At 74.2% G+C, this 24,354-nt stretch carries 24 protein-coding genes; 13 read left to right on the top strand and 11 right to left on the bottom strand.

The features are described 5' to 3' along the window. Positions 1-25: 25 nt before the first annotated feature. Complete coding sequence (locus ACIQVD_RS09680) at positions 26-871, bottom strand: TIM barrel protein (RefSeq protein WP_402287387.1); 846 nt, start codon at positions 869-871, stop codon at positions 26-28. A gap of 197 nt (positions 872-1,068) precedes the next feature. On the opposite strand from ACIQVD_RS09680, the gene ACIQVD_RS09675 reads away from it, so the two are divergent. From ACIQVD_RS09675 to ACIQVD_RS09645, 7 genes are all read left to right on the top strand, one after another. After that, positions 1,069-1,356 carry a thiamine-binding protein gene (locus ACIQVD_RS09675; RefSeq protein WP_400679911.1) on the top strand — a complete coding sequence of 96 codons (288 nt, stop codon included), beginning with the start codon at positions 1,069-1,071 and terminating at the stop codon, positions 1,354-1,356. Then, complete coding sequence (locus ACIQVD_RS09670) at positions 1,353-1,724, top strand: helix-turn-helix domain-containing protein (RefSeq protein WP_400679045.1); 372 nt, start codon at positions 1,353-1,355, stop codon at positions 1,722-1,724. The genes ACIQVD_RS09675 and ACIQVD_RS09670 overlap by 4 nt, the downstream gene beginning before the upstream one ends. Positions 1,725-1,886: 162 nt before the next feature. Beyond that, complete coding sequence (uraD, locus tag ACIQVD_RS09665) at positions 1,887-2,393, top strand: 2-oxo-4-hydroxy-4-carboxy-5-ureidoimidazoline decarboxylase (protein ID WP_100839525.1); 507 nt, start codon at positions 1,887-1,889, stop codon at positions 2,391-2,393. 46 nt (positions 2,394-2,439) lie between these two features. After that, positions 2,440-2,772: a hydroxyisourate hydrolase gene (uraH, locus tag ACIQVD_RS09660; RefSeq protein ID WP_400679044.1), complete on the top strand. Its 333-nt coding sequence runs from the start codon at positions 2,440-2,442 to the stop codon at positions 2,770-2,772. A gap of 31 nt (positions 2,773-2,803) precedes the next feature. Beyond that, positions 2,804-3,724 carry a factor-independent urate hydroxylase gene (pucL, locus tag ACIQVD_RS09655; protein WP_400679043.1) on the top strand — a complete coding sequence of 307 codons (921 nt, stop codon included), beginning with the start codon at positions 2,804-2,806 and terminating at the stop codon, positions 3,722-3,724. A gap of 233 nt (positions 3,725-3,957) precedes the next feature. Continuing rightward, entirely contained in the window at positions 3,958-5,364 is a 1,407-nt protein-coding gene (locus ACIQVD_RS09650) for a nucleobase:cation symporter-2 family protein (protein ID WP_400679042.1), read from the top strand. Further along, positions 5,325-6,707: an 8-oxoguanine deaminase gene (locus ACIQVD_RS09645; protein WP_402287380.1), complete on the top strand. Its 1,383-nt coding sequence runs from the start codon at positions 5,325-5,327 to the stop codon at positions 6,705-6,707. Before ACIQVD_RS09650 ends, ACIQVD_RS09645 begins: the two co-directional genes overlap by 40 nt. Positions 6,708-6,973: 266 nt before the next feature. On the opposite strand, the gene ACIQVD_RS09640 is transcribed toward ACIQVD_RS09645, so the two are convergent. The 3 genes from ACIQVD_RS09640 to aceB all read right to left on the bottom strand — a co-directional run bounded on the left by ACIQVD_RS09640 (position 6,974) and on the right by aceB (position 11,222). Continuing rightward, positions 6,974-8,581, bottom strand: coding sequence for a TROVE domain-containing protein (locus ACIQVD_RS09640; RefSeq protein ID WP_402287377.1), 1,608 nt, complete (start codon positions 8,579-8,581; stop codon positions 6,974-6,976). A 492-nt stretch (positions 8,582-9,073) separates the two neighbouring features. Then, positions 9,074-9,460, bottom strand: a complete 387-nt coding sequence (locus ACIQVD_RS09635) for a gamma-glutamylcyclotransferase (RefSeq protein WP_400679038.1) — start codon at positions 9,458-9,460, stop codon at positions 9,074-9,076. Between the two features lie 115 nt (positions 9,461-9,575). Further along, positions 9,576-11,222: a malate synthase A gene (gene aceB, locus ACIQVD_RS09630; protein WP_402287373.1), complete on the bottom strand. Its 1,647-nt coding sequence runs from the start codon at positions 11,220-11,222 to the stop codon at positions 9,576-9,578. A 79-nt stretch (positions 11,223-11,301) separates the two neighbouring features. Here aceB and ACIQVD_RS09625 point away from each other — a divergent pair, with 79 nt between their 5' ends. Then, positions 11,302-12,120 (top strand): IclR family transcriptional regulator, encoded by an 819-nt coding sequence (locus ACIQVD_RS09625; RefSeq protein ID WP_400679035.1) that lies wholly within the window; start codon positions 11,302-11,304, stop codon positions 12,118-12,120. Positions 12,121-12,127: 7 nt separating this feature from the next. Here ACIQVD_RS09625 and ACIQVD_RS09620 read toward each other — a convergent pair whose 3' ends face one another. The 3 genes from ACIQVD_RS09620 to ACIQVD_RS09610 form a co-directional block, all read right to left on the bottom strand. After that, positions 12,128-12,787, bottom strand: a complete 660-nt coding sequence (locus tag ACIQVD_RS09620; protein ID WP_402287370.1) for a Fic family protein — start codon at positions 12,785-12,787, stop codon at positions 12,128-12,130. Continuing rightward, positions 12,774-13,127 (bottom strand): hypothetical protein, encoded by a 354-nt coding sequence (locus ACIQVD_RS09615; RefSeq protein ID WP_402287367.1) that lies wholly within the window; start codon positions 13,125-13,127, stop codon positions 12,774-12,776. The genes ACIQVD_RS09620 and ACIQVD_RS09615 overlap by 14 nt, the downstream gene beginning before the upstream one ends. 381 nt (positions 13,128-13,508) lie before the next feature. Continuing rightward, positions 13,509-15,875 carry a tetratricopeptide repeat protein gene (locus ACIQVD_RS09610; RefSeq protein ID WP_402287365.1) on the bottom strand — a complete coding sequence of 789 codons (2,367 nt, stop codon included), beginning with the start codon at positions 15,873-15,875 and terminating at the stop codon, positions 13,509-13,511. Positions 15,876-16,080: 205 nt separating this feature from the next. Between ACIQVD_RS09610 and ACIQVD_RS09605 the strand changes: the two genes are divergently transcribed. Both ACIQVD_RS09605 and ACIQVD_RS09600 read left to right on the top strand, forming a co-directional pair. Continuing rightward, positions 16,081-16,221, top strand: a complete 141-nt coding sequence (locus tag ACIQVD_RS09605) for a hypothetical protein (RefSeq protein WP_400679029.1) — start codon at positions 16,081-16,083, stop codon at positions 16,219-16,221. Positions 16,222-16,352: 131 nt separating this feature from the next. Continuing rightward, the gene (locus ACIQVD_RS09600) at positions 16,353-16,805 is read left to right on the top strand and encodes a hypothetical protein (protein ID WP_402287362.1); all 453 of its coding nucleotides are present in this window, start codon (positions 16,353-16,355) and stop codon (positions 16,803-16,805) included. Between the two features lie 27 nt (positions 16,806-16,832). On the opposite strand, the gene ACIQVD_RS09595 is transcribed toward ACIQVD_RS09600, so the two are convergent. Beyond that, a complete protein-coding gene (locus ACIQVD_RS09595; protein WP_402287360.1) occupies positions 16,833-18,047 on the bottom strand; it encodes a hypothetical protein in 1,215 nt (404 codons plus the stop codon). A gap of 491 nt (positions 18,048-18,538) precedes the next feature. Between ACIQVD_RS09595 and ACIQVD_RS09590 the strand changes: the two genes are divergently transcribed. Then, a complete protein-coding gene (locus ACIQVD_RS09590) occupies positions 18,539-18,934 on the top strand; it encodes a ribonuclease domain-containing protein (protein ID WP_400679025.1) in 396 nt (131 codons plus the stop codon). Between the two features lie 83 nt (positions 18,935-19,017). Continuing rightward, entirely contained in the window at positions 19,018-19,344 is a 327-nt protein-coding gene (locus ACIQVD_RS09585) for a MoaF-related domain-containing protein (protein WP_030460502.1), read from the top strand. Positions 19,345-19,412: 68 nt separating this feature from the next. Here the strand turns inward: ACIQVD_RS09585 and ACIQVD_RS09580 are convergent, their stop codons facing one another. After that, positions 19,413-20,594, bottom strand: coding sequence for an alpha/beta hydrolase (locus ACIQVD_RS09580; protein WP_402287356.1), 1,182 nt, complete (start codon positions 20,592-20,594; stop codon positions 19,413-19,415). Between the two features lie 352 nt (positions 20,595-20,946). Between ACIQVD_RS09580 and ACIQVD_RS09575 the strand changes: the two genes are divergently transcribed. Beyond that, entirely contained in the window at positions 20,947-21,615 is a 669-nt protein-coding gene (locus ACIQVD_RS09575; RefSeq protein WP_402287354.1) for a TetR/AcrR family transcriptional regulator, read from the top strand. 67 nt (positions 21,616-21,682) lie between these two features. Here the strand turns inward: ACIQVD_RS09575 and ACIQVD_RS09570 are convergent, their stop codons facing one another. Next, entirely contained in the window at positions 21,683-22,555 is an 873-nt protein-coding gene (locus ACIQVD_RS09570; RefSeq protein WP_402287351.1) for a universal stress protein, read from the bottom strand. 136 nt (positions 22,556-22,691) lie between these two features. After that, positions 22,692-24,344 (bottom strand): bifunctional aspartate transaminase/aspartate 4-decarboxylase, encoded by a 1,653-nt coding sequence (locus ACIQVD_RS09565; RefSeq protein ID WP_400679019.1) that lies wholly within the window; start codon positions 24,342-24,344, stop codon positions 22,692-22,694. Positions 24,345-24,354: the final 10 nt, after the last annotated feature.

Below are 24,354 nucleotides of genomic sequence, written 5' to 3'. Positions count from 1 at the left end.
TACGTGAGTGTCTTGAGGGGAGAGTTCAGCGCGCGGCGCGCAGTTCGCGCGGCAGCCAGTCGAAGCTCTCGGCGCTGACGCCGCCGGCCGGGCGGTACTCCAGGCCGACGCGGCCGCGGTAGCCGGCGGCGGTGAGGCGGGCGAACAGGTCCTCGAAGTCGAGGTCGCCGGTGCCGGGTTCGTTGCGGCCGGGGGTGTCGGCGATCTGTACGTGGCCGATCCGGTCGGCGTGCGCCCCGATGACGGCGCCCGGGTCCTCGCCGTTGCGGGCGAGGTGGTAGAGGTCGCAGAGGAACTTCGCGTTGCCGAGCCCGGTGGCGGCGTTGACCCGGTCGACCACGTCGACCGCGGCGGCGGCGGTGACCAGCGGGTAGTCGGGGGACTCGGCCCGGTTGAGCGTCTCGACCAGCAGGACCGCGCCGATCGAGTGGGCGGCCCGGGCGGCGAGGGCGAGGTTCTCCAGGGCGAGGGCGTCCTGCTCGGCGGGGTCGGTGCCGGGGACGCGGTTGCCGTAGAGGGCGTTCAGCGCGCCGGTGCCCAGGCGGGCGGCGAGGGCGGTGGCGACCGGGACGTTCGCCCGGAAGCGCTCGCTCTCGGCGGGGAGGGAGAGCGTGCCGCGGGCGCCGCGGACCAGGTCGTCGAGGAGGTTGAGGCCGGTCAGTTCGACCCCGGCCTCCTCGAACGCGGCGACCAGCGCGCCGGTCTCCTCCGCCCCGGGGGCGGGCTCCTCGCCGAAGGGCCACCAGAGTTCGGCGGCGGTGAAGCCGGCCGCCGCGGCGGCCGCGGGCCGCTCCAGCAGGGGCAGTTCGCCGAACAGGATGGACAGGTTGACCGTGAAGCGGTGCTGGGCGGCAGCGGTCACGTCGTTCACCTCTCGCTCTCTCGCCGTGCAACTTCCACGATCCGGAAGCTGAATTCTGCTTGACGGAAGCTTCTCCGCCGCCGCCCGGAACTGTCAAGGACGCCGCAACATTTTGTTGAAGCTGCCCGGGCCGTCGGCCGTCCGCCCGCGCACACCTGTCCGATCGTCCGGACCGGCCGGATCGATAAGGTGGGCGGGTGCGATTGATGGTGGAGTTCACGACAGAGCCGTTCGACCTGGACGGGTTCCCCGAGCACGCCAGGGCCGCGCGCCGGGTGGTGGACGAGGCGGGACTCGCCGTCTCGGTCGGACCGTTCGGCACCAGCGCCGAGGGCGACGCCGAGCCGGCCCTGGCCGCCGTCACCCGCCTGCTGCGGGAGACCCTGGCGGCCGGGGCGAGCCGGATCTCGGTCCAGGTCAGCGTGCTGGACGAGGAGCCCGGCGCCCCGGGGACAGCCGGTCCGGAAGGATCCGAAGGAGGGGATAAGCAGTGAGCGACGCCCTGAAGCACCCGCTCGCCGCCGCCCTGGAACCCCTGCTGGCCGCCGTCGGCGCGACCGCGATCGAGCCGGCCGAGGCCCGCGCGGAGGACGTCGTCCTGGAGTGGGACGGCGCCCCGGCCGTGGCCGTGCGGCTGCCGCACCTGAGCAGCGCGCTGGACCGGCTGCTGGCGGAGACGGCCCGGCAGTTCGACGGCCGGCCGCTGGCCGAGCTGGACCGCGCCGAGAAGCAGCGGGTGGTCGCGCTGCTGGAGGAGCGCGGCGCGTTCACCGTCCGCCACGGGGTGGAGACGGTCGCGTCGGCGCTCGGCGTCAGCCGGTTCACGGTGTACAACTACCTGAACCGGCAGGAGAAGTCCTGACCCCGCCGGGGCCCGGCCCCGGGGATTTGGCGGATCGCACACGGCGCCGGGTCGCGGACCCGGCGCCGTGCGCCGTCCCCACAAACAGTTCAACAAAGTGTTGACGGCCTGTTGCGGCCGATCTAGCTTGTGCGGGTGGCACCAACCCTCAGGAGGTCCACCGTGACCCAGCCACCCCCTGCCCTCTCCGCCCTGGCCGCCACCGACGCGGCCGGACTGCGGGAGCTCCTGCTGGAGGTCTGCTCCAGCCCCGCCTGGGCCGCCGCCGTCGCGGCGACCCGCCCCTGGCACGACCGCGCGGAGCTGTCCGCCGCCAACGCGGCGGCGACGGCGGGGCTCTCCGCGGCCGACCTGCGCGACGCGATGGCCGGCCACGCCCGGATCGGCACCCCGAAGCCGGGGGACGCCGTCTCCGAGCGCGAGCAGGCCGGCGTCCGGGGCGCCGACCCGTCCGTCCTGGCCGAACTGCGCGCGGCCAACACCGCCTACGAGGCGAAGTTCGGCCACGTGTTCCTGGTCTGCGCGACCGGGCGCACCGCGGACGGCATGCTCGCCGCGCTGCGCGCGCGCTACCCGAACGACCCCGCCACCGAGGCGGAGACCGTCCGGGAGGAGCTGCGGAAGATCAACGAGATCCGCATCGACCGCCTGCTTGACGCGCCCCGGTGAACCGACGGACAGTCACTCCCTGCCATCCAGTGAGGTCTTCCCCATCATGACCGGCATCTCCACGCACGTGCTCGACACCAGCCTCGGCCGCCCGGCCGCGGGCGTACCGGTCGAGCTGGCACTGCACACCGAGGGTGGCTGGCAGGTGCTCGGCACCTCCGCCACGGACTCCGACGGCCGGGTCAAGGACCTGCCGGCCGCGGAGGCGGGCTCGGTCGTCCGGCTGCTGTTCGACACCGCCGCGTACTACGCGGGGTCGGCCGGGCGGCCGTTCTTCCCCGAGGTCTCGATCGTCTTCACGGTCGCGCCCGCGCAGCACCACTACCACGTGCCGTTGCTGCTCAACCCGTTCGGCTACTCGGTCTACCGCGGAAGCTAGGTAGGCCGCCCGGAACCCTAGGAGCCACGTCATGGCCCACGTGCTCGGCCAGAACCAGTACGGCAAGGCGGAGAACCGCATCGTCCGGGTCTCCCGCGATTCCACCCGCCACGAGATCAAGGACCTGAACGTCTCGGTCTCGCTGCGCGGCGAGTTCGACGACGTGCACCTCACCGGCTCGAACGCCAACTGCCTGCCCACCGACACCACCAAGAACACCGTGTACGCCTACGCCAAGGAGCACGGCATCGAGTCCGCCGAGGGCTTCGCCGTCCTGCTGGCCCGGCACTTCGTGGACGACACCGAGCGCGGTGTGGTCCACAGCGCCCGGATCCGGGTCGAGGAGTACGCCTGGGAGCGGATCAGGACCCCCGACTCCTCCTCCCGGTTCATCGGCTCCGAGGAGGTCGGCCACTCCTTCGTCCGCAAGGGCCAGGAGGTGCGCACCACCGAGGTGGTGTACGACGGCGACCGGTTCCGGGTGGTCTCCGGACTCAAGGACCTGGTGGTGATGAACACCACCAACTCCGAGTTCTGGGGCTACATCAAGGACAGGTACACCACCCTCCAGGAGGCGTACGACCGCATCCTGGCCACCCAGGTGACGGCCCGTTGGGCGTTCGGCTTCCACGGCCGCGACGGCCAGCCGGAGCCGAACTGGAACCGCTCATACCAGCAGGTGCGCCGCCACCTGCTGGAGGCGTTCGCCGAGACCTACTCCTACTCGCTGCAGCAGACCCTGCACGCGATGGGCACCCGGGTGCTGAACAACCGCGCCGAGGTGGACGAGGTCCGCCTGGAGCTGCCGAACAAGCACCACTTCCTGGTCGACCTGGAACCGTTCGGACTGAAGAACGAGAACGAGGTCTACTTCGCCGCCGACCGGATGTACGGCCTGATCGAGGGCACCGTGCACCGCGAGGGCGTCACCCCGGTGATCCCGGTCGCGTAACGCGCCCGACGCCCCGACCGCGGCACTCCGCACCGCCGTACGCCGCAGTACCGCGCTTCCGCTCCCTCCCCCACACCGTTCGGAGACCGTGCCCGCCCTCACGGCGGCAGTCCCGGGGGCCGGAGAGCGCCCCGGAGGGACCCTGCACCGTCGTCCCGTCCTCCGGCCGATCCACCCACCCTCTCCAGCGCCCGGGTTGCGCCGAGAGCCAGGGACAGCAAAGGGGCTCTTCCATGGCACTCCGCACCACCCCCACCACCGACGACGGTTCCACCCCCACCCACCCGGTCGACGAGGTGCTCTCCCCGGCGAAGCTGTTCGGCACCGGGCTCCAGCACGTCGCCGCGATGTACGCCGGCGTGGTCGCTCCACCCCTGATCGTGGGCGCGGGCGTCGGGCTGAGCCCCGGCGAACTCGCCCTGCTGATATCGGCCAGCCTGTTCACCGCCGGGCTGGCCACCCTGCTCCAGACCCTGGGCGTCTGGCGGATCGGGGCCCGGCTCCCGTTCGTCAACGGCGTCTCGTTCGCCGGCGTCGCCCCGATGCTGGCGATCGCCAAGGAGCACGGCCCGCAGGACGCCCTCCCGGTGGTCTTCGGGGCGGTGATCGTCGCGGGGGTCCTGTGCTTCCTCGCGGCGCCGTACTTCTGCCGGCTCGTCAGGTTCTTCCCGGCGGTCGTGCAGGGCACCGTGATCACCCTGATCGGGGTGTCGCTGCTGCCGGTGGCGGTCAACTGGGCGCGCGGCGGCTCGCCGGGCGCGCCCGGCTACGGCTCGGCGAAGGCGGTCGGCCTGGCCGCGTTCACGCTGGCCGCGGTGGTGCTGGGCAACCGGCTGCTGCGCGGCTTCTGGCAGCAGATGTCGCTGCTGATCGGCCTGGCGGTCGGCACCGCCGCGGCCTTCCCGCTCGGCCTGGCCGACTTCTCGGCCGTCGGCGACGCCCGGGTGTTTGCGCTACCCTCGCCGTTCCACTTCGGCGGGCCGCGGTTCGACGCCGCGGCGATCGTGTCGATGTGCATCGTCATGGTGGTCGCGATGACCGAGTCCACCGCCGACATGCTGGCGCTGGGCCGGATCGTCGACCGCGAGGCCGACGAGCCGACCCTGGCGGCCGGGCTGCGCGCCGACGGCCTGGCCACCGCGGTCAGCCCGGTGTTCAACGGCTTCGCGTGCAGCGCGTTCGCCCAGAACATCGGACTGGTGGCGCTCACCAAGGTGCGCAGCCGGTACGTGGTCGCGGCCGGCGGCGGCATCCTGGTGCTGCTCGGACTGTTCCCGGTGCTCGGCTCGCTGGTGTCGCTGGTGCCGCAGCCGGTGCTCGGCGGCGCGGGGATCGTGCTGTTCGGCACGGTCGCGGCGTCCGGCATCCGCACCCTCGCGGAGGCCGGGATGGAGTCGACCTCGCACACCATCCTGGTGTCGGTCTCGCTCGGGGTGGGGATCGTCCCGATCGCCGTGCCGACCTTCTACGACGGGTTCCCGGAGGCCGTCCGCACCCTGATGCACTCGGGCATCTCGGCCGGCTGCCTGGCCGCGGTGCTGCTCAACCTGCTGTTCCACCACGTCGGCTCCGCCGGCCGTTCCCTCCAAGGAGTCCCCCCATGGCAGTCCAGCCCCCCGCCGCCGACCGGCGGATCGTGATCGAGAACGTCGCGATCGCCACCGTCGACGCGCACGACACCGAGTACGCCCGCGGCCACGTGGTCCTGCTCGGCAACACCATCGAGTCGGTCGGGGACGGGCCCGCGCCCGCCTGGCTGGACAACGTGGCGCGGCGGATCGACGGCGAGGGGCACCTGCTCACCCCCGGGCTGGTCAACACGCACCACCACTTCTACCAGTGGATCACCCGCGGGCTGGCCCAGGACAGCATCCTGTTCGACTGGCTGGTGGCGCTGTACCCGACCTGGGCCCGGATCGACGAGGACCTGGTGCACGCCGCCACCCAGGGCTCGGCCGCCGCGCTGCTCAAGTCGGGCTGCACCACCGCCTCCGACCACCACTACGTCTTCCCGCGCGGCGGCGGCGACGTGCTGGGCGCCTCGGTGGCGGGCGTGCAGGAGCTGGGCCTGCGGTTCACCGCGCTGCGCGGCTCGATGGACCGCGGCCAGAAGGACGGCGGGCTGCCGCCGGACCACGCGGTGGAGGACACCGACGAGATCCTCGCCGCCTCCGAGTCCGCCGTCGACAAGTGGCACGACGCCTCGTTCGGCTCGATGCTGCGGGTCGCCATCGCGCCCTGCTCGCCGTTCTCGGTCTCCACCGAACTGATGCGGCAGTCCGCCGAGTTGGCCCGCCGCAAGGGGGTGCGGCTGCACACCCACGGCTCGGAGACCGCCGAGGAGGAGGAGTTCTGCCGGCAGCTGTTCGGGATGGGCCCGACGGACTACTTCGAGTCGACGGGCTGGCTGGGCGAGGACGTGTGGATGGCGCACTGCGTCCACATGAACGACTCCGACATCGCCAAGTTCGCCGAGACCGGCACCGGCGTCGCGCACTGCCCGTCCTCCAACGCCCGGCTGGCCGCCGGGATCGCCCGCGTCCCCGACATGCTGAGGGCGGGCGTGCCGGTCGGCCTGGGCGTGGACGGCACCGCCTCCAACGAGTCCGGCGAGCTGGGCACCGAACTGCGCAACGCGCTGCTGATCAACCGGTTGCACGGCCGCCCCGACGCGCTGACGGTGCGCCAGGCGCTGCGCCTGGGCACCATGGGCGGCGCCCGAGTGCTGGGGCGGCAGGCCGAGATCGGCTCGATCGAGGCCGGCAAGCTCGCCGACCTCGCGCTCTGGAAGGTCGACGGGGTGTTGCACTCCTCGATCGCCGACCCGGTCGCCGCGCTCGTCCTCGGCGCGCTCCCGCCGCTGACCGCGCTGTTCGTGAACGGCAACCCGGTGGTCGAGAACGGCCGCCTGACCACCGCCGACGAGGACCGGATCGCCCTCGCCGCCGCCCGCGCCGCCCGCGACCTGGCCGCCCGCGGCTGACGCCCCACCGAGCTCCGGGGACCGGCCGCCAGGGACGACGGCCGGCCCCCGGACCCGCGGCCCCGGACCCACGGCGAAGGGTCCGGGGCCGCTCCACACCGCCGTCCGTACCGCTGGCCGTCCGTACCGCTGGCCGTCAACGCCGCCGTCCGGGCCGCTGCCCGGTAGCCTCCGGACGGAGCGGCCCGCAGGGACGCGAGCGGCCGGGAGCACCCGGCCACCGACTGACGGCCCGTCACCTCCCAGTCCTGCCGCCCCTACCGGTCCTACCGGTCCTGCCGCTCCTGGTTCTCCTGCCGCTCCCACGGCCAGGCGGCGTGCTGCCCGGCCTCCAGCAGGGGGATCAGGCGGAACGCGGCGTCGGTCAGGCCGCCGAAGGTGTGGCGGCCGCCGGTGCCGGAGGGGGCGTGGCCGGTGCGGTAGCCGGCCAGGTTCCAGGTGTAACAGGGGACGTGCGCCGGGACGGACTCCAGCGGGTCGCGGACCCGGCCGCCGTACGCCTGCTCGTCGGTGACGATCACCACCCGGTCGTGGCCCCGGTAGTGGGCCCGGACGGCGGCGGCGGTGTCGGTGCCGCCGCGGTTGCCGAAGCGGTCGACCGCCTTGAGCAGCGAGTCGCCCGGCCGGAGGTCGATCTCCCGGCTGGTGGTGCCGAATTCGACCAGGTTCGCCTCGGCGGCCCGCAGGGCGAGCGCGGTGCCGAAGACGGCCGCGGTGTCGGCCCGGTTGAGCTCGGTCTGCGCGCCGGGCCGGTCGAACATCGAGCCGGAGCGGTCGACCAGGACGAGGGTCCGCCCGGGCAGTTCCGGCACGTTCTCCAGCGAGTGCCGCAGCGCCCGCTCCAGGGCGTGGCCCCAGCGCAGCGAGGGCGCGTGCCGGTGCGCGGCGAGGTAGCGGAACGGGAACTGGCGCGAGCGGCGCACTTCGCCCCGGTCGGCGATCCGGCGGGCGACCGCCTCGGCCGCCTCGTCCGAGACGCCGGCCCGGTCGAAGTTGCGCAGGTTGCGCACCAGCGCCATCGCGCCCATGGACGGGATGACGGCCTCCCAGGCGGCGGCGTCCAGCGGGCCCTGGAGCCAGCCGGCCAGCGCCTCCCAGGTCATCCCGGCGGCGGCCAGCCGCTCGGCCCCGCCGGGGCTCTCGACCACCGCGCGGCGCTCGGCCACGGGCAGCGCCATCAGCTCCCGGTGGGCGGTCAGCACGGCGCTCCCGGCGGGCGGGAGGGCCTCGTCGGGGCGGTGGCGCCGGTCCAGCGCGTAGCGGAACAGCTCGCCCTGCCACGGCTTGTCGCGGTGGGGGCCGGGGTGGGTCAGCTCCAGGACGTCGCCGAAGCGGTAGCCCTTGCTCGCGGTGTCGTACTTGAGCAGGGCGCGCGCGTCGTACAGCCGGGCGGCGGCGTCGGCGACGCCGCGCTTGAGCGGCTTGGGCAGGGCGCGGCCGTACCGGGAGGTCCAGTAGGCGAGCAGTTCGCCGGGCTCGTCGGGGCGGCGCAGCACCGCGTCGACCACCTGCCGGGAGTGCCCGGGGAGCTTCGCGTCGAGCCGGGCGCGGGTGAACTCGGCGGCGCCGACCAGCGGGGCGGTGCGCATCGCGGCGCCGTAGCGCAGCCAGCGCAGCAGGCCGAGCGTCCACTCGGGGTCGCGGACGGCGAGTTCGCGCACCAGGGCGGTGTAGCGGTCGTCGCGGTCGCCGCCGCGTTCGTAGAAGGTGTCCTGGCCGACCAGGTTGGCGACGGCGAGCAGGAAGAGCTCGGACTTCTCGTCCCGCAGGTGGCCCGTCCCGCCGTTGTGGTTGGGGGCGGTCCGCCCGGTGGTGGCGACGGGCGAGGTCGGGCCGCTCGCGGTGGTGGCGCGGCGGGTGTTGAAGCGGGCCATGGGAACTCCTCCTGCGTCCTGCGGGGAGGCGTGCCGGGCCGGGGCGTCCGAGATCGTGCGGGCCGGGTCGGCCCGCCGCGGTGGAGGTGACAGTTCAGTGCTCTGCCCTTGAGCTACCGCCCGTGCGGGGCACGGGCGACCGGGACTCGAACCCGGAACCGCCGAAGCCGGAAGTAACCCCCGCCTGCGCACCGGACGCCCCGGCGCGGCTGCCTCCCGAGATCGAAAGCGGCGCCGGTGGGTTCTTTACAGGAAGTAACCGGCGCCTGCGCACCGGGAGGTGGCAGTCTGCGTACAGCTGGGTGTCCGGAGGTCGAGGCGGCGGGGGTGACGTGGAACGGTTCCTTCACCTGGGCCGCACCGGCCGGAGCCGACGGACCCATCCAGAGAAGTAACCCCTGCCTGCGCACCCGGACGTGGATCACCCTAGCCAGCGCACTCCCCCGGCCGCACCCGCTTTTCCCCGGTGCCGGGGCGGCCCGGGCGCTCCGTTCAGGCTTCGCGGCCGAGGGTGGCCAGGTAGGCGCGCCAGCCGCCGTGCGCGGTGATCTCGCGGTGCACGCCGCGTTCCAGCTGGCCGCGGGCCAGCACCATCGACAGCGCGGGGGTGCCGTCGGCCAACTCGATGACGCCGAGCTCCAGTTCGCGCGGTTCGCCGGGCAGGACGGCGTCCCGCAGGCGCTCCAGCGGCAGCTCGTACAGCTCGCCCTCGACGGCGGTGTCGGCGTCCGGGTCGGCGAGCAGGGCGGGGCACTCGTCGCGGACGGAGAAGAAACGGTAGCCGGGGGCGGTGCGGGCCGGGCCGATCAGGTGGCCGTGGACCTTGGCGTGGAACGGGCCGCCGGTCATCGCCTGGCCGTTGAAGAAGACGCGTGCCATGGTGCTCCTCTCGTGGGACCGCCCCGTACCGCGGCCGGCGTGGGGGTGCGGCGGTACGGGGCGGAGTGGGCGGGGCGGGACGCCCAGTCGGTGGGACGCTCAGTCGGTGGGACGCTCAGTCGATGAGGGCGAGCGCGGGGAGGGTGAGGAAGTCCGGGAAGTCCTCGGCGAGGGCGACCTGCTCGAACAGGGCGGCGGCCTCCGTCCAGCGCCCGGCGGCGTAGGCGTCCTCGCCCAACTCGGCGCTCAGCGCGGCGAGTTCGTCGGCGACCAGGCGGCGGACCAGGTCGGCGGTGGTCTTCTCGCCGGTGTCGGCGAGCACCACGCCGTTGTGGATCCACTGCCAGACCTGCGAGCGGGAGATCTCGGCGGTGGCGGCGTCCTCCATCATGTGGAAGATGGCGACGGCGCCGAGCCCGCGCAGCCAGGCCTCGATGTAGCGGATGCCGACCTGGACGGCGTTGTGCAGCCCGGTGCGGGTGCAGCTGCCGCCGGCCGCGGCGACGTCGAGCAGCTGGGCGGGGGTGACCGGCTCGGCCGGGCCCGGGTTCTCCTTCTGGTGCGGACGCTCGCCGAGCACCGCGTCGAAGCACTCCCGGGCGACGGGCACCAGGTCCGGGTGGGCGACCCAGGAGCCGTCGAAGCCGCCGGCGGCCTCCCGCTCCTTGTCGGCCCGGACCTTGACCAGCGCGGCGGCGTTGACCTCCGGGTCCTTGCGGGAGGGGATGAACGCGGCCATCCCGCCGATGGCGTGCGCGCCGCGCCGGTGGCAGGTCCGCACCAGCAGGCGGGTGTAGGCGGCCATGAACGGGGAGGCCATGGTGACGGTGTTGCGGTCGGGCAGGACGAAGCGCTCGCCGGCGTCCCGGAAGTTCTTCACGATCGAGAACAGGTAGTCCCACCGGCCGGCGTTCAACCCGGCGGCGTGGTCGCGCAGTTCGTAGAGGATCTCGTCCATCTCGAAGGCGGCGGTGATGGTCTCGATCAGCACGGTGGCGCGGATCGTGCCGTGCGGGATGCCGAGGGCGGCCTGGGCGTGGGTGAAGACCTCGTTCCAGAGCCGGGCCTCCAGGTGGCTCTCGGTCTTCGGGAGGTAGAAGTACGGGCCGGAGTTCGGGTCCTGCTCGCCCCTGGCGAGCAGCCGGGCGGCGTTGTGGAAGAAGTACAGGCCGAAGTCGACGAAGGCGCCGGCCACCGGGGCGCCGTCGACGGTGAGGTGCCGCTCGTCCAGGTGCCAGCCGCGCGGGCGGACCACGACGGTGGCGAGTTCGGCGGCGGGCCTGAGGACGTACGCCTTGCCCCGCTCGCCGGTGAAGTCGATCCGGCCCTCGAAGGCGTCGATCAGGTTGACCTGGCCGGAGACGACGTTCTCCCAGGTCGGGGCGGTGGCGTCCTCGAAGTCGGCGAGCCAGACCCGGGCGCCGGAGTTGAGCGCGTTGACGACCATCTTGCGGTCGGTGGGGCCGGTGATCTCCACCCGGCGGTCGGTCAGCGCGCGCGGGGCGGGGGCGACCCGCCAGTCGCCGGAGCGGACGTTGGCGGTCTGCGGCAGGAAGTCCAGCGTTCCGGTGCGGGCGATCTCGGCGCGGCGCTCGCGGCGGGCGGCCAGCAGTTCCCGGCGGCGGCCCTCGAAGGCCCGGTGCAGGCCGGCGACGAACTCCAGCGCTTCCGCGGTCAGCACCTCCCCGGCGCGCGGCACCGGCGGACCGGAGACCGTGACACCGGGGACGGAGGGGGACGAACCCTGATCTGCGGCGGCCATGGGCAGGACTCTCCTTGGACTGTTCCGTTCTGTACAGTGGAGACTAGTTTCCGCGATACAGAATTTCAACGGTTTGTTGATGAATCGCGTGGACTCTACTCCTCCCCGGACATCGAAGGGAACGCTCGTGGCCAGCACCTCCACCGAACGCACCACCGGCTCGGTGCAGTCCGTCGAGCGCGCCTTCCAACTCCTGGAGGCGCTCGCCGACTCCGGCGGCGTCGCCACCCTCAGCGAACTGTCCGCCACCTCCGGCCTGCCGATGCCGACCATCCACCGCCTGGTCCGCACCCTGGTCGCCCAGGGCTACGTCCGGCAGGACACCGCCCGCCGCTACACCCTCGGCCCGCGCCTGATCCGCCTCGGCGAGACCGCCGGCCGCCTGCTCGGCTCCTGGGCCCGCCCCTACCTCGCCGAACTCATGGAGGCCACCGGCGAGACCGCGAACCTCGCCGTCCTGGAGGGCGGCGAGGTGGTCTACGTCGGACAGGTCCAGTCCCGGCGCTCCATGCGCATGTTCACCGAGGTCGGCCGCCGCGTCCAGCCCCACTGCACCGGCGTCGGCAAGGCCCTGCTCGCCCAGCTCCCCGAGGACGAGGCCCGCGCCCTGCTCGGCCCCGGCCCGCTCCAGGCCCACACCCCGCACACCGTCACCGCCCCCGCCGCGCTGCTCGCCCAGCTCGCCACCGCCCGCGACCTCGGCTACGTCGTCGACGACCAGGAGCAGGAGATCGGCGTCCGCTGCATCGCCGTCGCCGTCCCCGGCGCCCCCACCCCCACCGCCCTCTCCGTCTCCGGCCCCGAGGCCCGCATCCAGTCCCTCGAAGCCCAGTCCGGCGCCGCCGGCCTCGTCCCCCTCATGCAGTCCATCGCCGCCCGCCTCGGCGAAGTCCTCTGACCCGCCGTCAGCGGTGGTGCGGGTCTGGGCCCGGATCCGCCCGCCGCCGGGCCGCCCGGATCAACACCGACACCAGCAGAGCGAGATCGGCCGCGCCCGCCGGGTCGTCGGGATAGCGGGCGACGGCCAGCGGCCCGACCAGGTCGAGCCGGACACCCGCCAGCTCCAGCACGTAGCAGAGCACCAGCATCGCGCAGCGTCCGTTGCCGTCCGCGAACAGGTGGAAGAACGCGACGTCCAGGTACGCCCGGGCCGCCCGCGCGGGCAGCGGCAGCCCCGGATCGGCGCTCTCCCGCAGGCACGCGGCGAGGTCGTCCCGCAGCGACGGCGCGTACCCGTACCGCTCGCGGCCGCCCTTGGCGAACGCGTCGGTGCGTCGGAAGCCCAGTTCCCCGTCGCCGAGGACGAGCCGCTGCCAGCCGAGCAGCAGCTCGGGCGTGAGCGGCAGCCCCCGGGCGGCGTCCGCCCGCGCCGACTCTGCTGCCGCCAGCAGCCGTTCGGCCCGTGGCGCGCCGCGGGTCACCCGCTGGGCGGCGATCCAGGCGGCCAGCCCGTCGGTCGCGGGGCGCAGCGGACCGTACTCGCCCGCCGGGGCGGCCCCGGCCCAGTCGACCTGCCGCCGCACGGCGCGCCAGCCGGCGAGCGCGTCGGCGTCAGTGGTCAGCACGGCAGGCGCGGGCGAGGTCCGCGCCGACGGTGTCGACCAGGGCGGCCTCCGGTGTCACCCAGCTCGCGAAGCGCCCGCCGATCGCCTCGTCCACCAGCGCGGCCGCCGCCTCCCCCGCGATCCCGGCCGCGTCCAGGTACCAGGTGAGCGTCCGCTCGCACAGGGCGTACCAGGCGTCCTCGGCCTGCGTCGCGTCCACCACCACGGTCACCAGCCGGACGGCCGCCCGCTGCACGGCCCGGCTCCGCTCCGGTGCCGTCGCGCCCGGCGGCGGCGCGAGCTCGGCGAATCGTTCGGCCAGCCGCTCCAGCCACTCTCGCCACTCCCCCAGCGACGCCACCACCGTCCGGGCCGCTGCCCGGGCCCGGCCCGCAGCGAATGGGCGGGGCAGCACCAACTCTGCACGGGCCCGCCGCCACCCCCCTCCCCCACCGCCCAGTCCCATCCGCACGCCCACGCCCCGTACCGCCCGACCAACAGCTCCGTCACCCGAGGTCCGAACTCGTACCGGTCGGGCGCATCGGCCGCGGGCGGCCGCAACGCGAGGACGGCGGCGGCGAGTTCGTCCCGCCCGCCCTCGTCGAGCGCGAACGGGTGCCGCGCCGGATCCACCTCGCCCCAGGACAACTGCCACGGGTACACCCGAGCGGACATGACGGCCTCCCTTATCAACCGGTACGTGCACCGGCCGCCCGATCATCCCAGCGCCCCCGCCGCCCCGTCACCCGCTTTCCGCCCCCGGCCCGTCCGCCTTGGCCAGCGCCGCGACCGCCTTCTCCTCCGCCCCGGCCAGCCGGTACGCGGCGGCCGACTCCTCCCGCAACGCCCGCACCTCGGCCGCGGGGTGGCCCGCCGCGAGCAGCGTGTCGGCCAACTCGTCGGACGCCCAGCCGAGCCGATACTGGTCGCCCAGCTCCCGGAAGATCGTGACGGCCCGCCGACCGGCATCCACGGCCTGCCTCATGTCGCCTGCGCTGCGCAGCGCGGTGCCCAGGTTGTGCCAGACACCGGCTTCGTTCCGGTAGTCACCGAGGGCCTGGTTGTGCGCCAGCGCCGTGCGGTGGGCCTGCTCCGCTTCTTCGAAACGGCCCAACTCCTCTAGCACGAGGCCGAGGTTGTGCGCGGTCCCGCCGTTGTGCCGTCCCAGGGACAGGTTCAGCGACATGGCTGCACGGAAAGCCCGCTCGGCTTCCTCGAAACGCCCCATTTCGCGCAACACGATTCCCAGGCCGCCCCAACCGACGACTTCGTTCCGCCTGTCGCCGACGTCCTGCCATAGTGCCAGCGCGTTGCGATGGGCCTGCTCCGCTTCTTCGAAACGGCCCACCCCCCTGAGCACGACGCCCAGGTTGTCCCAGGCCGACGCCTCGTCCAACCGATCGGAGGAGTCCTGGGCGGAGGCGAGAGCCACCTGGGCCACGGCCAGGCTGTCCTTGAGGTGACGGCGTACGTCGCAGTACGTCTCGAAGGACATCGCCAGCAACACCACGAGGTGGTGGTGCCCGGCCTCGCGCCCCGCGTGGGCGGCGGCCGTGATGTTGGCACGTTCGGCGTCCATGATCGCCAGCGCGTTCGTCCAGTCCGCGTACTGCCGCGCGTGGTCCTTCCGGATGCGGGTGGGCTGCAGATCGGCGTCCGCGGCTGCGGCCAGGCGGCAGTAGTACGTCAGGAGCCGCTGGAACGCCACTGCGGTGTGGCCGGGATGCTCGCGGGCCAGCTCCCCAGCGTAGGCGCGCACCAGGTCGTGCATCCGCCAGCGGCCGGTCCCGGGGTCCTGGCGGATCAGGCTGGCGCGGGAGAGCGCGACGAGTCGGCGGCGGACGTCGCTGGTCTTGCTGATGCCGGTGGCTGCCGCGGCGGCGTCCAGGGACAGGTCCGGGCCGGGGTTGACGGCCAGCAGCCGGAACACCTCGGCATGGGTGGGCGCGAGGCGACGGTAGGAGCGTTCCAGCACGCTGCGGACCGCGCGCGAACCGTCGTCGAGCAGGTCAAGCCGCTCGGTCAGGTCGTCCAGTTCGTCGGCGAGCCGGGCCGGTCGCAGGCTGCGGTCTGCGGCGAGCTGCGCGGCGGCGATCCGCAGCGCCAGCGGCAGGCGGCCGCACAGGTCGGCGAGCCGGGCCGCGCCGTCCGGGTCGGCCGTGATCCGCGCGTCCTGCGGGAGGGTCAGGCGCAGGGCGGTGTCCAGGAGTTCGGCGGCGCGTTCCGGCGTGAGGACGTCGAGGTCGATCAAGTGGGCGTCGAGGACGGCGGCGAAGTCGTCGCGAGAAGTCACCAGCAGGCGATGCGCGCCGGGCGGCGGTACCAGGTGGTGGACCTGGTCGGCGCCGGAGGCGTTGTCGGCGAGGACCAGGACGCGTTCACCGGCCCGGGCGCGGGCGTCGAGCTGGGTGCGGTAGAGGGCGGCCCGCTGGTCGGGGTCGGGCGGGATCTGTTCGGGCGCGGTGCCCAGAGCCCGCAGGGCGGTGTCCAGCACCTGGCCGGGGTCGAGGGCGTTGTCGTCGTAGCCGTGCAGGTCGAGCAGGAGCACGCCGGTGAACAGGCCGCGCCGGACGGCGGCGTGCCCGGCGGCGAGGCCGAGCGTGGTCTTGCCCATGCCGCCCATGCCGTGGACGGACGCCACCAGCACGGCCTGTTCGTCGCCCGCGGCGGGGGTGAGGACGGCCAGCAGCTCTTCCAGGTCGGCGCCGCGCCCGGTGAACCCGGGCGGTACGGCGGGCAGCGGGGCGAACGGGGGCAGCACCGGTCCGTCCCGGTCGAGGCGGTCGAGCGTCTTGACCAGCTCGCCGTGCCGCTTGCGCCAGTGGGCGACATCCCCCAGCGGCTCCGCCAGCGCGATGCCCTTGCTCGCGGCGTGCGCCCGGCATCCGCCGACGAACGCCCGGACGGTCTCCCACTGCGGGATCCCGAACTCGCCGCGTTTGCCTCTCAGCAGCTCGCTGATCCCGCTGGTGCTCAGCCCGGCCCCGGCCGCCCTGCACAGTTGCGGGCCGCTGGGATCCCCGGCGTCGGCCTTCAACTCCGCCAGCTCCCGGGCGAACTCCCCGATCTCCGCCTGCGCCCGGGCGCCCTGCCCGCGTCCCCGCCCCACCCGACCTCCTCCGCCCGTCCGCCGCCGTCCGCCGCCGTCCGCCGAGCGGCCTCTCACCCTAGCGCCCACCTGCGGCGACGCGGGCCGCTTCCGGGCCGGTCCGGGTCCGTCCGCCGATCCGCCAACTACCGCTCCGCCCAAGGATCGTGGTGTTCACACCGGTCGGCCGACCCGGATCCACCACGACCCGTCAGGGGAGGAAACGATGTCCCGCAAGCAGCGCGTCCGCACCATGAAGAGGCCCGCCCGGACCACCGACCGCACGCTCACCGCCCAGGTGGTGCGCGGCCTCGCCTCGGGGGTGGCCCGCGCGGTCACGGCCTGGGTGATCGATCTGCTCGGCTGATCAGGGTCGGCCCGGACGGCGTCGGCCAGGGCGGTCGTGTGCCGCACCGCAGCGGCGTGGCCGGACCCGGCCGGGCCGGACCCTTCACTACGCTGGGCGTCCAGGTACTCACGCTCCGCAGGAGGACACCCGTGCCCCGTCTCCTCGCCCTGCTCGCCGCGCCCGTGCTCGCCCTGGGGGCGCTGGGGGCGGCCGCCGCGCCGGCGTCCGACTCGGATCTGCGGGTGGTGCGGCTGGACCCGGAGCCGGTGGCGCCGGGCGGGGTGACGACGGTGCACGGGTTCGTCGGGAACGGCGGTCCGGAGGCGACGGGTTCGCCGTTCACGGTGGTGGTCGACCTGCCGCCGGGGTTCGCTCCGGAGGGGCCGTACTTCCCGTCCTCGTGCACGGCCGCCGGGCGGACCGTCAGCTGCGTCTTCCCGGCGGGGCTGCCGCCGCTGCGGTCGGCGACGGCGCTGGTGCCGGTGCGGGCGGACGCGCGCCTGCCCCACGGCCGGCGGGCCGTGGGGCAGGTGCGGGTGGTGAGCGCGGACGACCACGACCCGGCGGACGACCGGACGCCGTTCACGCTCACCGTCTCGTGAGCGGGCGCCGGCAGGGGCCGGCGACCGTCAGCGGTAGACCCGCAGGTAGTCGGCGCTGAACGAGACCGGCGCGCTGCCGCTCGCCGCCGGGTGGTACTGCCCGGCGCTGAGCGACAGGTTGAGGATGGGGTAGGCCGACCAGTTCGCGCCGACGCCGGTGCCGTCGGAGAACACCTTCGCCCCGTTGACGTACCAGTCGACCGAGTCGGCGCCGTAGTAGGTGCCGATGGTGACCCAGCGGTCGGGGGCGACGGCGTTCGCGTCGGTGTGGTAGTTCAGGCCGGAGCGGATCCGGTTGGAGAGCTCCAGCAGGTTCGGGTTGTCGGGGTGGTACTCGAAGCTGTCGATCTCGTTGTTGCCGTCCTTCCAGGTCCACAGCGCGGGCCAGGCGCCGCCGCCGGTGGGCAGCTTCACCCGGGCCTCGATGTAGTCGCCGGTGCGGACCTGGAAGCCGTCCTTGCTGTACTCGGTGGTGAGCAGGCCGGTGTCCCACGCCTGCTTGCCGTTCTCCAGGGTGTGCGCGGAGGGGGTGGCGGTGAAGGTGGCGACGCCGCCGGAGACGGTGACGGCGGACGGGGCGAGCCAGTCCAGCTTGTTGTCGTCGGGGTTGTGGCTGCCGTAGCGGTAGGCGCTGCTGCGGTCACCGGTCCACTTGCTTCCCCAGGCGATCGGCCCGGAGAACTCCTCCGACCAGGTCAGCGCCTTGCCGGGGACGGGCACCGCGCTGGGCGCGGGCGTCGGGGTCGGCGTCGGCGTGCCGGGGTTCGGCGTCGGGGTCGAGGTGGGCGTCGGGGTGGGCTTGGGCGTCGGCGTGGCCGTGGCGCCCGCCACGGTCAGCGTCCGCGCGGGCAGGTTGTGCCAGCCGCCCGCCGTGTCCTGCCAGAACCCGAACTGGGTGTAGCTGCCGGCCGGGAGCGTGCGGGCGGCGGTGGTGACGGTGGTGCCGCCGGGGCAGACCCGGACGTTGCTCGCGCTGCCCGGGAAGTCCAGGTTCGCGCCGGCCGCGTCGCGGATGCCGACGCCGACGGTCTTCGCGGTGAAGCAGCGGTTCGCGTGCAGGGTGAGCGAGGCGGTGCTCGCGGTGCCGGCGGTCATCCCGGCCGGGGCGAGCCGGTCCTGGACGACGGTGGTGGCGGTGGCGGCACCGGCCGGTCCGGCGGCGGCCAGCGGTACGCCGACCAGCGCGGCGGCACCGGCCAGCACGCCGAGGCGGGCGGGGGTGGCAAGGGTGGTGGGTCGCATGGGGTGGGGTCCTCCGCGACGCCTGCGAGGTGAGCTGTCGGGTTCGGGCGCTGAGGCCGCCCGGCCGCGCGCGGGTGCGCGGCTTCACCCCGAGCCGCGCCCGTCCCGCCGCCGAACAGGGCGGGGGCAGGGCAGGGCGTACTGCCGTGGGTCCCCCGCTCCCGCCCGTGTGTGCTGTGGGAAGACGCCGTCGGTCGGGCGGGACTCGGCGTCCCGACGGCGGGTGCGCCCGGTCGGGGGCGCCCCCGCAGGCTAGGCAGATTGTCGCTTTGTCTCCAAGGGCCTCCGCCCGGCTGAGAGCACTCTCACACCACGCTCCGTCACCCCGACCGGGCGGCGGCCCGGCCGGTGCCCGGATGTCAGGACCGCACGGCGGGGACGCCACTGGCGGCGGTACGGCACAAGTCGGCCGGGTTCCAGGCCAGTTACCCGAAAGTGAAGTGTTCGCGCCAAGGGTTCCGCCGGGGTCCGGCCGGCGTCACACTGCTGGCATGCGAATGACTCTACGCGCGTTGAAGATCCGTGCCGTCTCGGTCGCCGCCCTCGGCCTGCTGACCCTCGCCCCCGCCGCCGTGGCCACCGGCCAGGCCCACGCCGCCGTCAGCGGGAACATCTGCTACTCGGCGCTGCCCAGCCAGGGCCGCGACACCATCCGCCTGATCGACGCGGGCGGGCCGTTCCCGTACTCGCAGGACGGCGTGGTGTTCCAGAACCGCGAGGGCGTGCTGCCCGCGCAGTCCTCCGGCTATTACCACGAGTACACCGTGATCACCCCGGGCAGCTCGACCCGCGGCACCCGGCGGATCATCACCGGCAAGGTCCACCACGAGGACTACTACACGGCCGACCACTACGTGACGTTCCGCCGCGTCGACTTCGGCTGCTGACCCGACCCCCGGTCCGATAGGTTGGGCGGGTGCGGCCGATCCGGCCGCACCCGCCCGCCGCTCCGACCGCCCGAAGGACCTCCATGAACGCCCCCCTGCCGGGCTTCGCCGGCCGCACCTACCTCTTCGAGGTCGACAACGGCGCCTCCTTCCGCAACTCGTACTCCGCGGACGGCACCCGGCTGCGCTGGGAGGGCCTCGGCGAGTCGGCCGGCCAGTACGAGGACGTCCCGCTGCACGTCGCGGCCGTCGCCCCCGGCGTCTGGTTCGTCTCCTGGACGGAGCGCAGCGGCATCACCGTCAGCCACGTCATGGACCTCACCGCCCTGACCGTCAAGGTCTTCTGGACCTGGGAGGGCGAGACCGGCCGGGTCGGCGAGCTGCACACCGGCACCCTCACCCCGGCCTGACCCCCACCGGCCCCGGACCGGCCCCGGACCGCCCCCCCTCCCGGCCCCGGCTTCAGGCTTTCAGGCTCTCAGGCTTTCAGGCGCTGCGACAGGAACCGGAAGCCGGCCGGCAGCAGCTTGATCCACGTCGTGTAGTTGTGCCCGCCCTCGGGGACGGAGGCCACCGCGGTGGTCAGCGGCGGCCCGGCGGCGGCGGTGAACGCGTCGGCCTCGGCGCGGAAGTCCCCGTCGCCCTTCTCCGCCCCGCTGAGCATGACTCCGGTGGCGGGCATCGGCAGGTTCCGCAGCCGCCAGAGCAGGTCGGCCTCGTCGCGGCGCCGCCCGCTGCCCTGGAACAGGTCGCCGGTGGTGACGTCCTCGGCGGCCTTCAGGTAGCCGGAGATGGAGACGCCGCCCGCGAACACCTCGGGGTGGCGCATGGCGAGCTTGGCGGCGCAGTAGCCGCCGGTGGAGTTGCCCATCACGCCCCAGCCGCCGGGGCCGTCGGCGGTGCGGTAGGTCGCGCCGATCGCGCGCGGGACGTCCTTGGCGAAGTACGTCTCGGCCTGCGTCCCGCCGGGGACGTTCTCGCACTCGGGGTCGGCGGGCATCGCGGGCGAGGGGCGCATCAGCACCAGGACGGTGGGCTGCATCCGTCCGGCCCGGATCTCGTCGAGCGCGACGCCCGGGTAGTTGAAGCGGGTGATCAGCGCCTTGGCGTCGCCGGGGAAGCCGGTCATCGCGATGACCGCCGGGAACTTCCGCTGCTCGTTGCCGGGCTGGAAGTACTGCGGCGGCAGGTAGACGTACCCGTCGGTGCTCAGGCCGGTGCGGGCGCCGGGAATCCGCACCGCGCGGATCTCGCCGACCCGCCCGGGGTCGAGCGGGCCGCCGGTGTTGACCGGCTCGCGGCCGGTCTCCTGGGCGGGCAGGACGGGGAGGTTCGGCGGGTCCGGCTCGGTCGACGGGGCGGCGGACGGGGCCGGGGCGGCCGGGGCGGCGGGCGCGGCGGCGGCCCGCACGGAGACCGGGGCGTCCTGGCCGGTGCCCAGCAGGTCGTTCCAACTGCTGTAGAACGAGAAGTAGTTGTTCGCCAGCAGGCCGATCACGGCGAGCAGCGCGAGCTGGCTGCCCAGCAGCATCCCGACCCGCCCGAGCACCGCCCGCCAGTGCCGCCGGGCGAGGGCGGGCCACCACCAGACGGTCGCCCCCAGCGCCGCCACCGCGACCTCGATCGTGAACAGCAGCAGCGTCGTGCTGGTCAGCCCCATGCCCCGTGGTCCCCGTGTCTTCCGCTCGCGGTGCCCGCCGCCCGGCGCGGGCGTGGCGGTGCGTGCACGCGCGGATACCCGCGCACGGCGAGCAGTATGCCCGCCGCCGGGGTGACGCCCGGACCCGGTCCCGCGGTTCCGCGCCCCGGGACGGGGGAACGGCCTCGGGGGTGGGGCCGCCGAAGCGCACGGCACGACCGGCTGGCACGTTGCGCCAACTCCGCACCCCGTGCCACCCCCCGGCTAGGCTGGTGACCCGCCCGCGCGACCGCCCGCACCACCGTCCGCCCCGCCGCCCGCGCAGCCGTCCGCGCAGCCGTCCGACCGCACGACCACGCACCGGGGGAGACAGATGTCCGAGTCCCACGATCCCGCCCGGCCGACCCGCCCGGCCCGTCCGGTCCCCGCCCCGCCGCCGCTCTCCCTCACCGAGCGCCGCAAGGCCGCCACCCAGCAGGAGATCGCCCTCACCGCCGCCCGCCTGTTCGCCGAGCACGGCGCCGAGGGCACCACCGCCGAGGACATCGCCCGCGGCTGCGGCGTCTCGCTGCGCACCTTCTACCGCTACTTCCGCGCCAAGGAGGACGCGGTCGCCCCGCTGCTCGCCGAGGCACTCCGCCGGTGGGTCGCCCTGCTCGCCGCCACCGCCCCCGGCACCCCGGCGCTCACCGCCCTGCTGGACTCCGCCCGCGCCGCCCTGGCCCCCGCGCCCGGCCCGGCCGCCGAGTCCCTGGAGCGGACCCGCGGCCTGCTGCGCGCCATGCCCCGGGACCCGGCGCTGCGCGACGTCTGGCACCGGGTCCACCACGACGCCGAGACCGCGCTGCGCCCCGCGCTGGCCCGGCTCACCGGGCTGGACCCGGAGGACTTGGACGTCCGGCTGCCGGCCGCCGCCGCGAGCACCGCGATGCGCCTGGCCGTCGAGACCTGGGCCGTCGGCGACCCGCCCCCCGCCACGGCCGCCGCGCTCGCCGGCACCGTCGTCCGCCGCCTCGTCGGACCGCTCCTCCCGCCCGCCTGACGCGCCGTCACCCCGCCCGCCCCATCCCCCATCCCCCATCCCCCGTCCCCCGTCCCCCCGCCCGCCGTCACACCGGGACGACCGCCACCGGGCAGTGCGCGTGGTGCAGGACGGCGTGCACGGGGGTCGCCAGCCGCAGGCCGAAGCGCGGCGCGGGCTCGTGCCGGGAGAGCACCACCAGGGCGGCGGTCCGGGACTCCTCGACCACGGTCGCGGCGGCGGAACCCGTCACCTGGTGGCTCTCCACCTCGACGCCCGGGTACTCCTCGCGGACCGGGTCGCAGGTGCGGCGCAGCAGCTGCTCGTGCAGCCGGGCCTCCTCCCCCAACTCGTCGACCATGGGCGCCATCCGCCCGACGTCGGCGACCACCGGCGACCAGGTGTGCACGGCCCGCACCGGCAGGCCCCGGCGGGCGGCGGTCTCGCAGCCGAAGCGCAGCGCGGCGGTGTCGCGCTCGTCGTGGAGGGCGACCAGCACCGGCCCGTCGGGGTGGCCGGCGGCGCGCACCACCGTGACCGGGCAGGCGGCGTGGGCGGCGACCCGCAGGCTGACCGAGCCCAGCAGCAGCGAGGCGAACCCGCCGTGGCCCCTGGTCCCGAGCACCGCGAGCGAGGCGTGCTCGGCGGCGGTCAGCACCGCGTCCCCGGCCTCGCGCGGCACCACGTCGCCGGTGATCCGCAGCCCGGGGTGGGCGGCCGCCAGGGTGGCCCGCACCGCCTCCAGCAGTTCGGCGGCCTCGCGCAGGATCAGGTCGGTGACGGTGGTCCCGGTGCGCGGCGAGAGCGTCACCGTCCCGGTGTTGACGGCGTGCACCAGGTGCAGCCCCACCCCCCGCCGCTCGGCCTCCCGGGCGGCCCACTCCGCCGCTTCGGCGGCGGGCACCGACCCGTCGACCCCTACCACCACCCCGTTCGCTGCCCTGGTCTCCGTGGTCTCCATGGCGCATCTCCGTGGCGCACTCCTCGGGGCCGGCTCGCCCCGGTCGCCCTTCCAGCATGCGCCGCCCGCCCCGCCCGGGACAAACCCGGGCGGACCCCGGGCGGACCCCCGACGGACCCCGGACGGGGCGGGGACGTCAACGGCCTTCGGCGGCCTGCCACTCCGCGCGGTAGTCGTCGAAGATGGTCTTCAGGTGGTGGCCGATCTTGAGGTAGTCGAGGTCGTCGAGGTTGGCCAGGGAGACCCGGACGGACCACTCGGGGCCGTCGAAGCCGCCGCCGTTGAGCAGGACGACGCCGGTCTGTTCGGCGAGGCGGAAGAGGGGTTCGGTGGGTTCGTAGTTCTGCCGCAGGTAGGTGGCGAACTCGGTCCCGGAGGTGCGTTCGGCCTCGGCGAGCAGGTCGAGTTCGACGTAGTAGCCGGCCCGCTTCGGGTCCTCGGAGATCTTCATCCCGGACCCTTCGAGCAGCAGGTCGAGGCGCTGCTTGACGATGGACTGCACCTTGGCCTTGTACGCCTTGCCCTCGGGGAGCATCGCGAAGAGCGAGAACAGGGTGAGCTGGGCCTGCTGCGGGAGGGAGAGCCCGGCGGTGTGGTTGAGGGCGACCTGCCGGGAGTCGGCGACCAGCCGGTCGATGAAGCGGATGCCCGCCGGGTCGAGGCTGAGGCTGCCGTAGCGCTTGGCGAGCCGGTCCTTCTCGGTCTGCGGGAGGGCGGCGAGCGCGTCGTCGATGACGTTGTCGCGCTGGAGGCCGATGACGCCGAGGCGGTGGCCGGTGCAGCCGTAGTGCTTGGAGTAGGAGTAGACGAGCAGGGTGTTGCGGGGCAGGTCGGCGGCGATGCTGCGGAAGTGGTCGACGAAGGTGCCGTAGACGTCGTCGGTGACGATGATCAGGCCCGGGTTGTCGGTGGCGACGATGGACTTGATCTGGTCGGTGACCCGCTGGGAGAGCGCCAGGGAGGGCGGGTTGCTGGGGTTGACCAGGCAGACCAGTTTGACGGCGGGGTCGGCGAGCTTGGCGACCTCCTCGGTGGGGTAGCGCCATTCGCGCACGCCGGCCTCGGCGAAGGAGGACGCCTGGACCTGGACCACCTCGAACTCGTAGGTGTCGAGTTCGGGGATCTCGATGTAGGGGGTGAAGACCGGCACCATCAGGGCGATCTTGTCGCCCTTGTGCAGGATGCCGTTCTTCGTCAGGGAGTCGAAGATGTAGCACATGGCGGCGGTGCCGCCCTCGGTGGCGAACAGGTCGAGGGCGCCCTCGGGGGGCCGGCGGTCCATCAGCTCGTCCTGCAGGTAGCCGGTGACGATCTGTTCGGCGCAGGTCAGCATCCGGTCGGGGACGGGGTAGTTGTCGCCGATGGCGGCGTCCGCGAGTTCGTGCAGGAGGGCGTCGCGGTCGAGGTCGAAGCGGTCGACGGCGAGGCCGACGGAGGCGGTGAGCAGGTCGATGCCGGGCAGTTCGGGGTGCGAGCGGGCGAAGTGGTCGTAGCGTCCGGCGATGCCGGTCTGCTCGGGCATGCCGCCGAGGTTGTCGGCGGTCCAGACCCGGCGGGACTCGCTGAGCGCGAAGTGGCCGAGGGCGAGCATGGCCTCGCGGGGGCCGGTGCAGACCCAGTTGGGGTTGCCGCGTCCGGCGTTGAGCATGTTGGCGGTGGACTTCTCCTTCTGCCCGGGCTGGTCGGCCTGGTAGTGCTCGGCGAGTTCGATGAACTTGCCCTTGAGTTCGAACGGGCTGAGCTGGGAGAGCCGGTGGATCTCCTCACGGCTGATCGAAGGCTTGCTCATGGGTGCGGGT

This window comes from Kitasatospora sp. NPDC090308 (assembly GCF_044769485.1).
Lineage (GTDB): Bacteria > Actinomycetota > Actinomycetes > Streptomycetales > Streptomycetaceae > Kitasatospora > Kitasatospora fiedleri.
The sequence above is the reverse complement of the archived record's forward strand: the minus strand, read 5'-3'. Positions and strand labels throughout refer to the sequence as shown.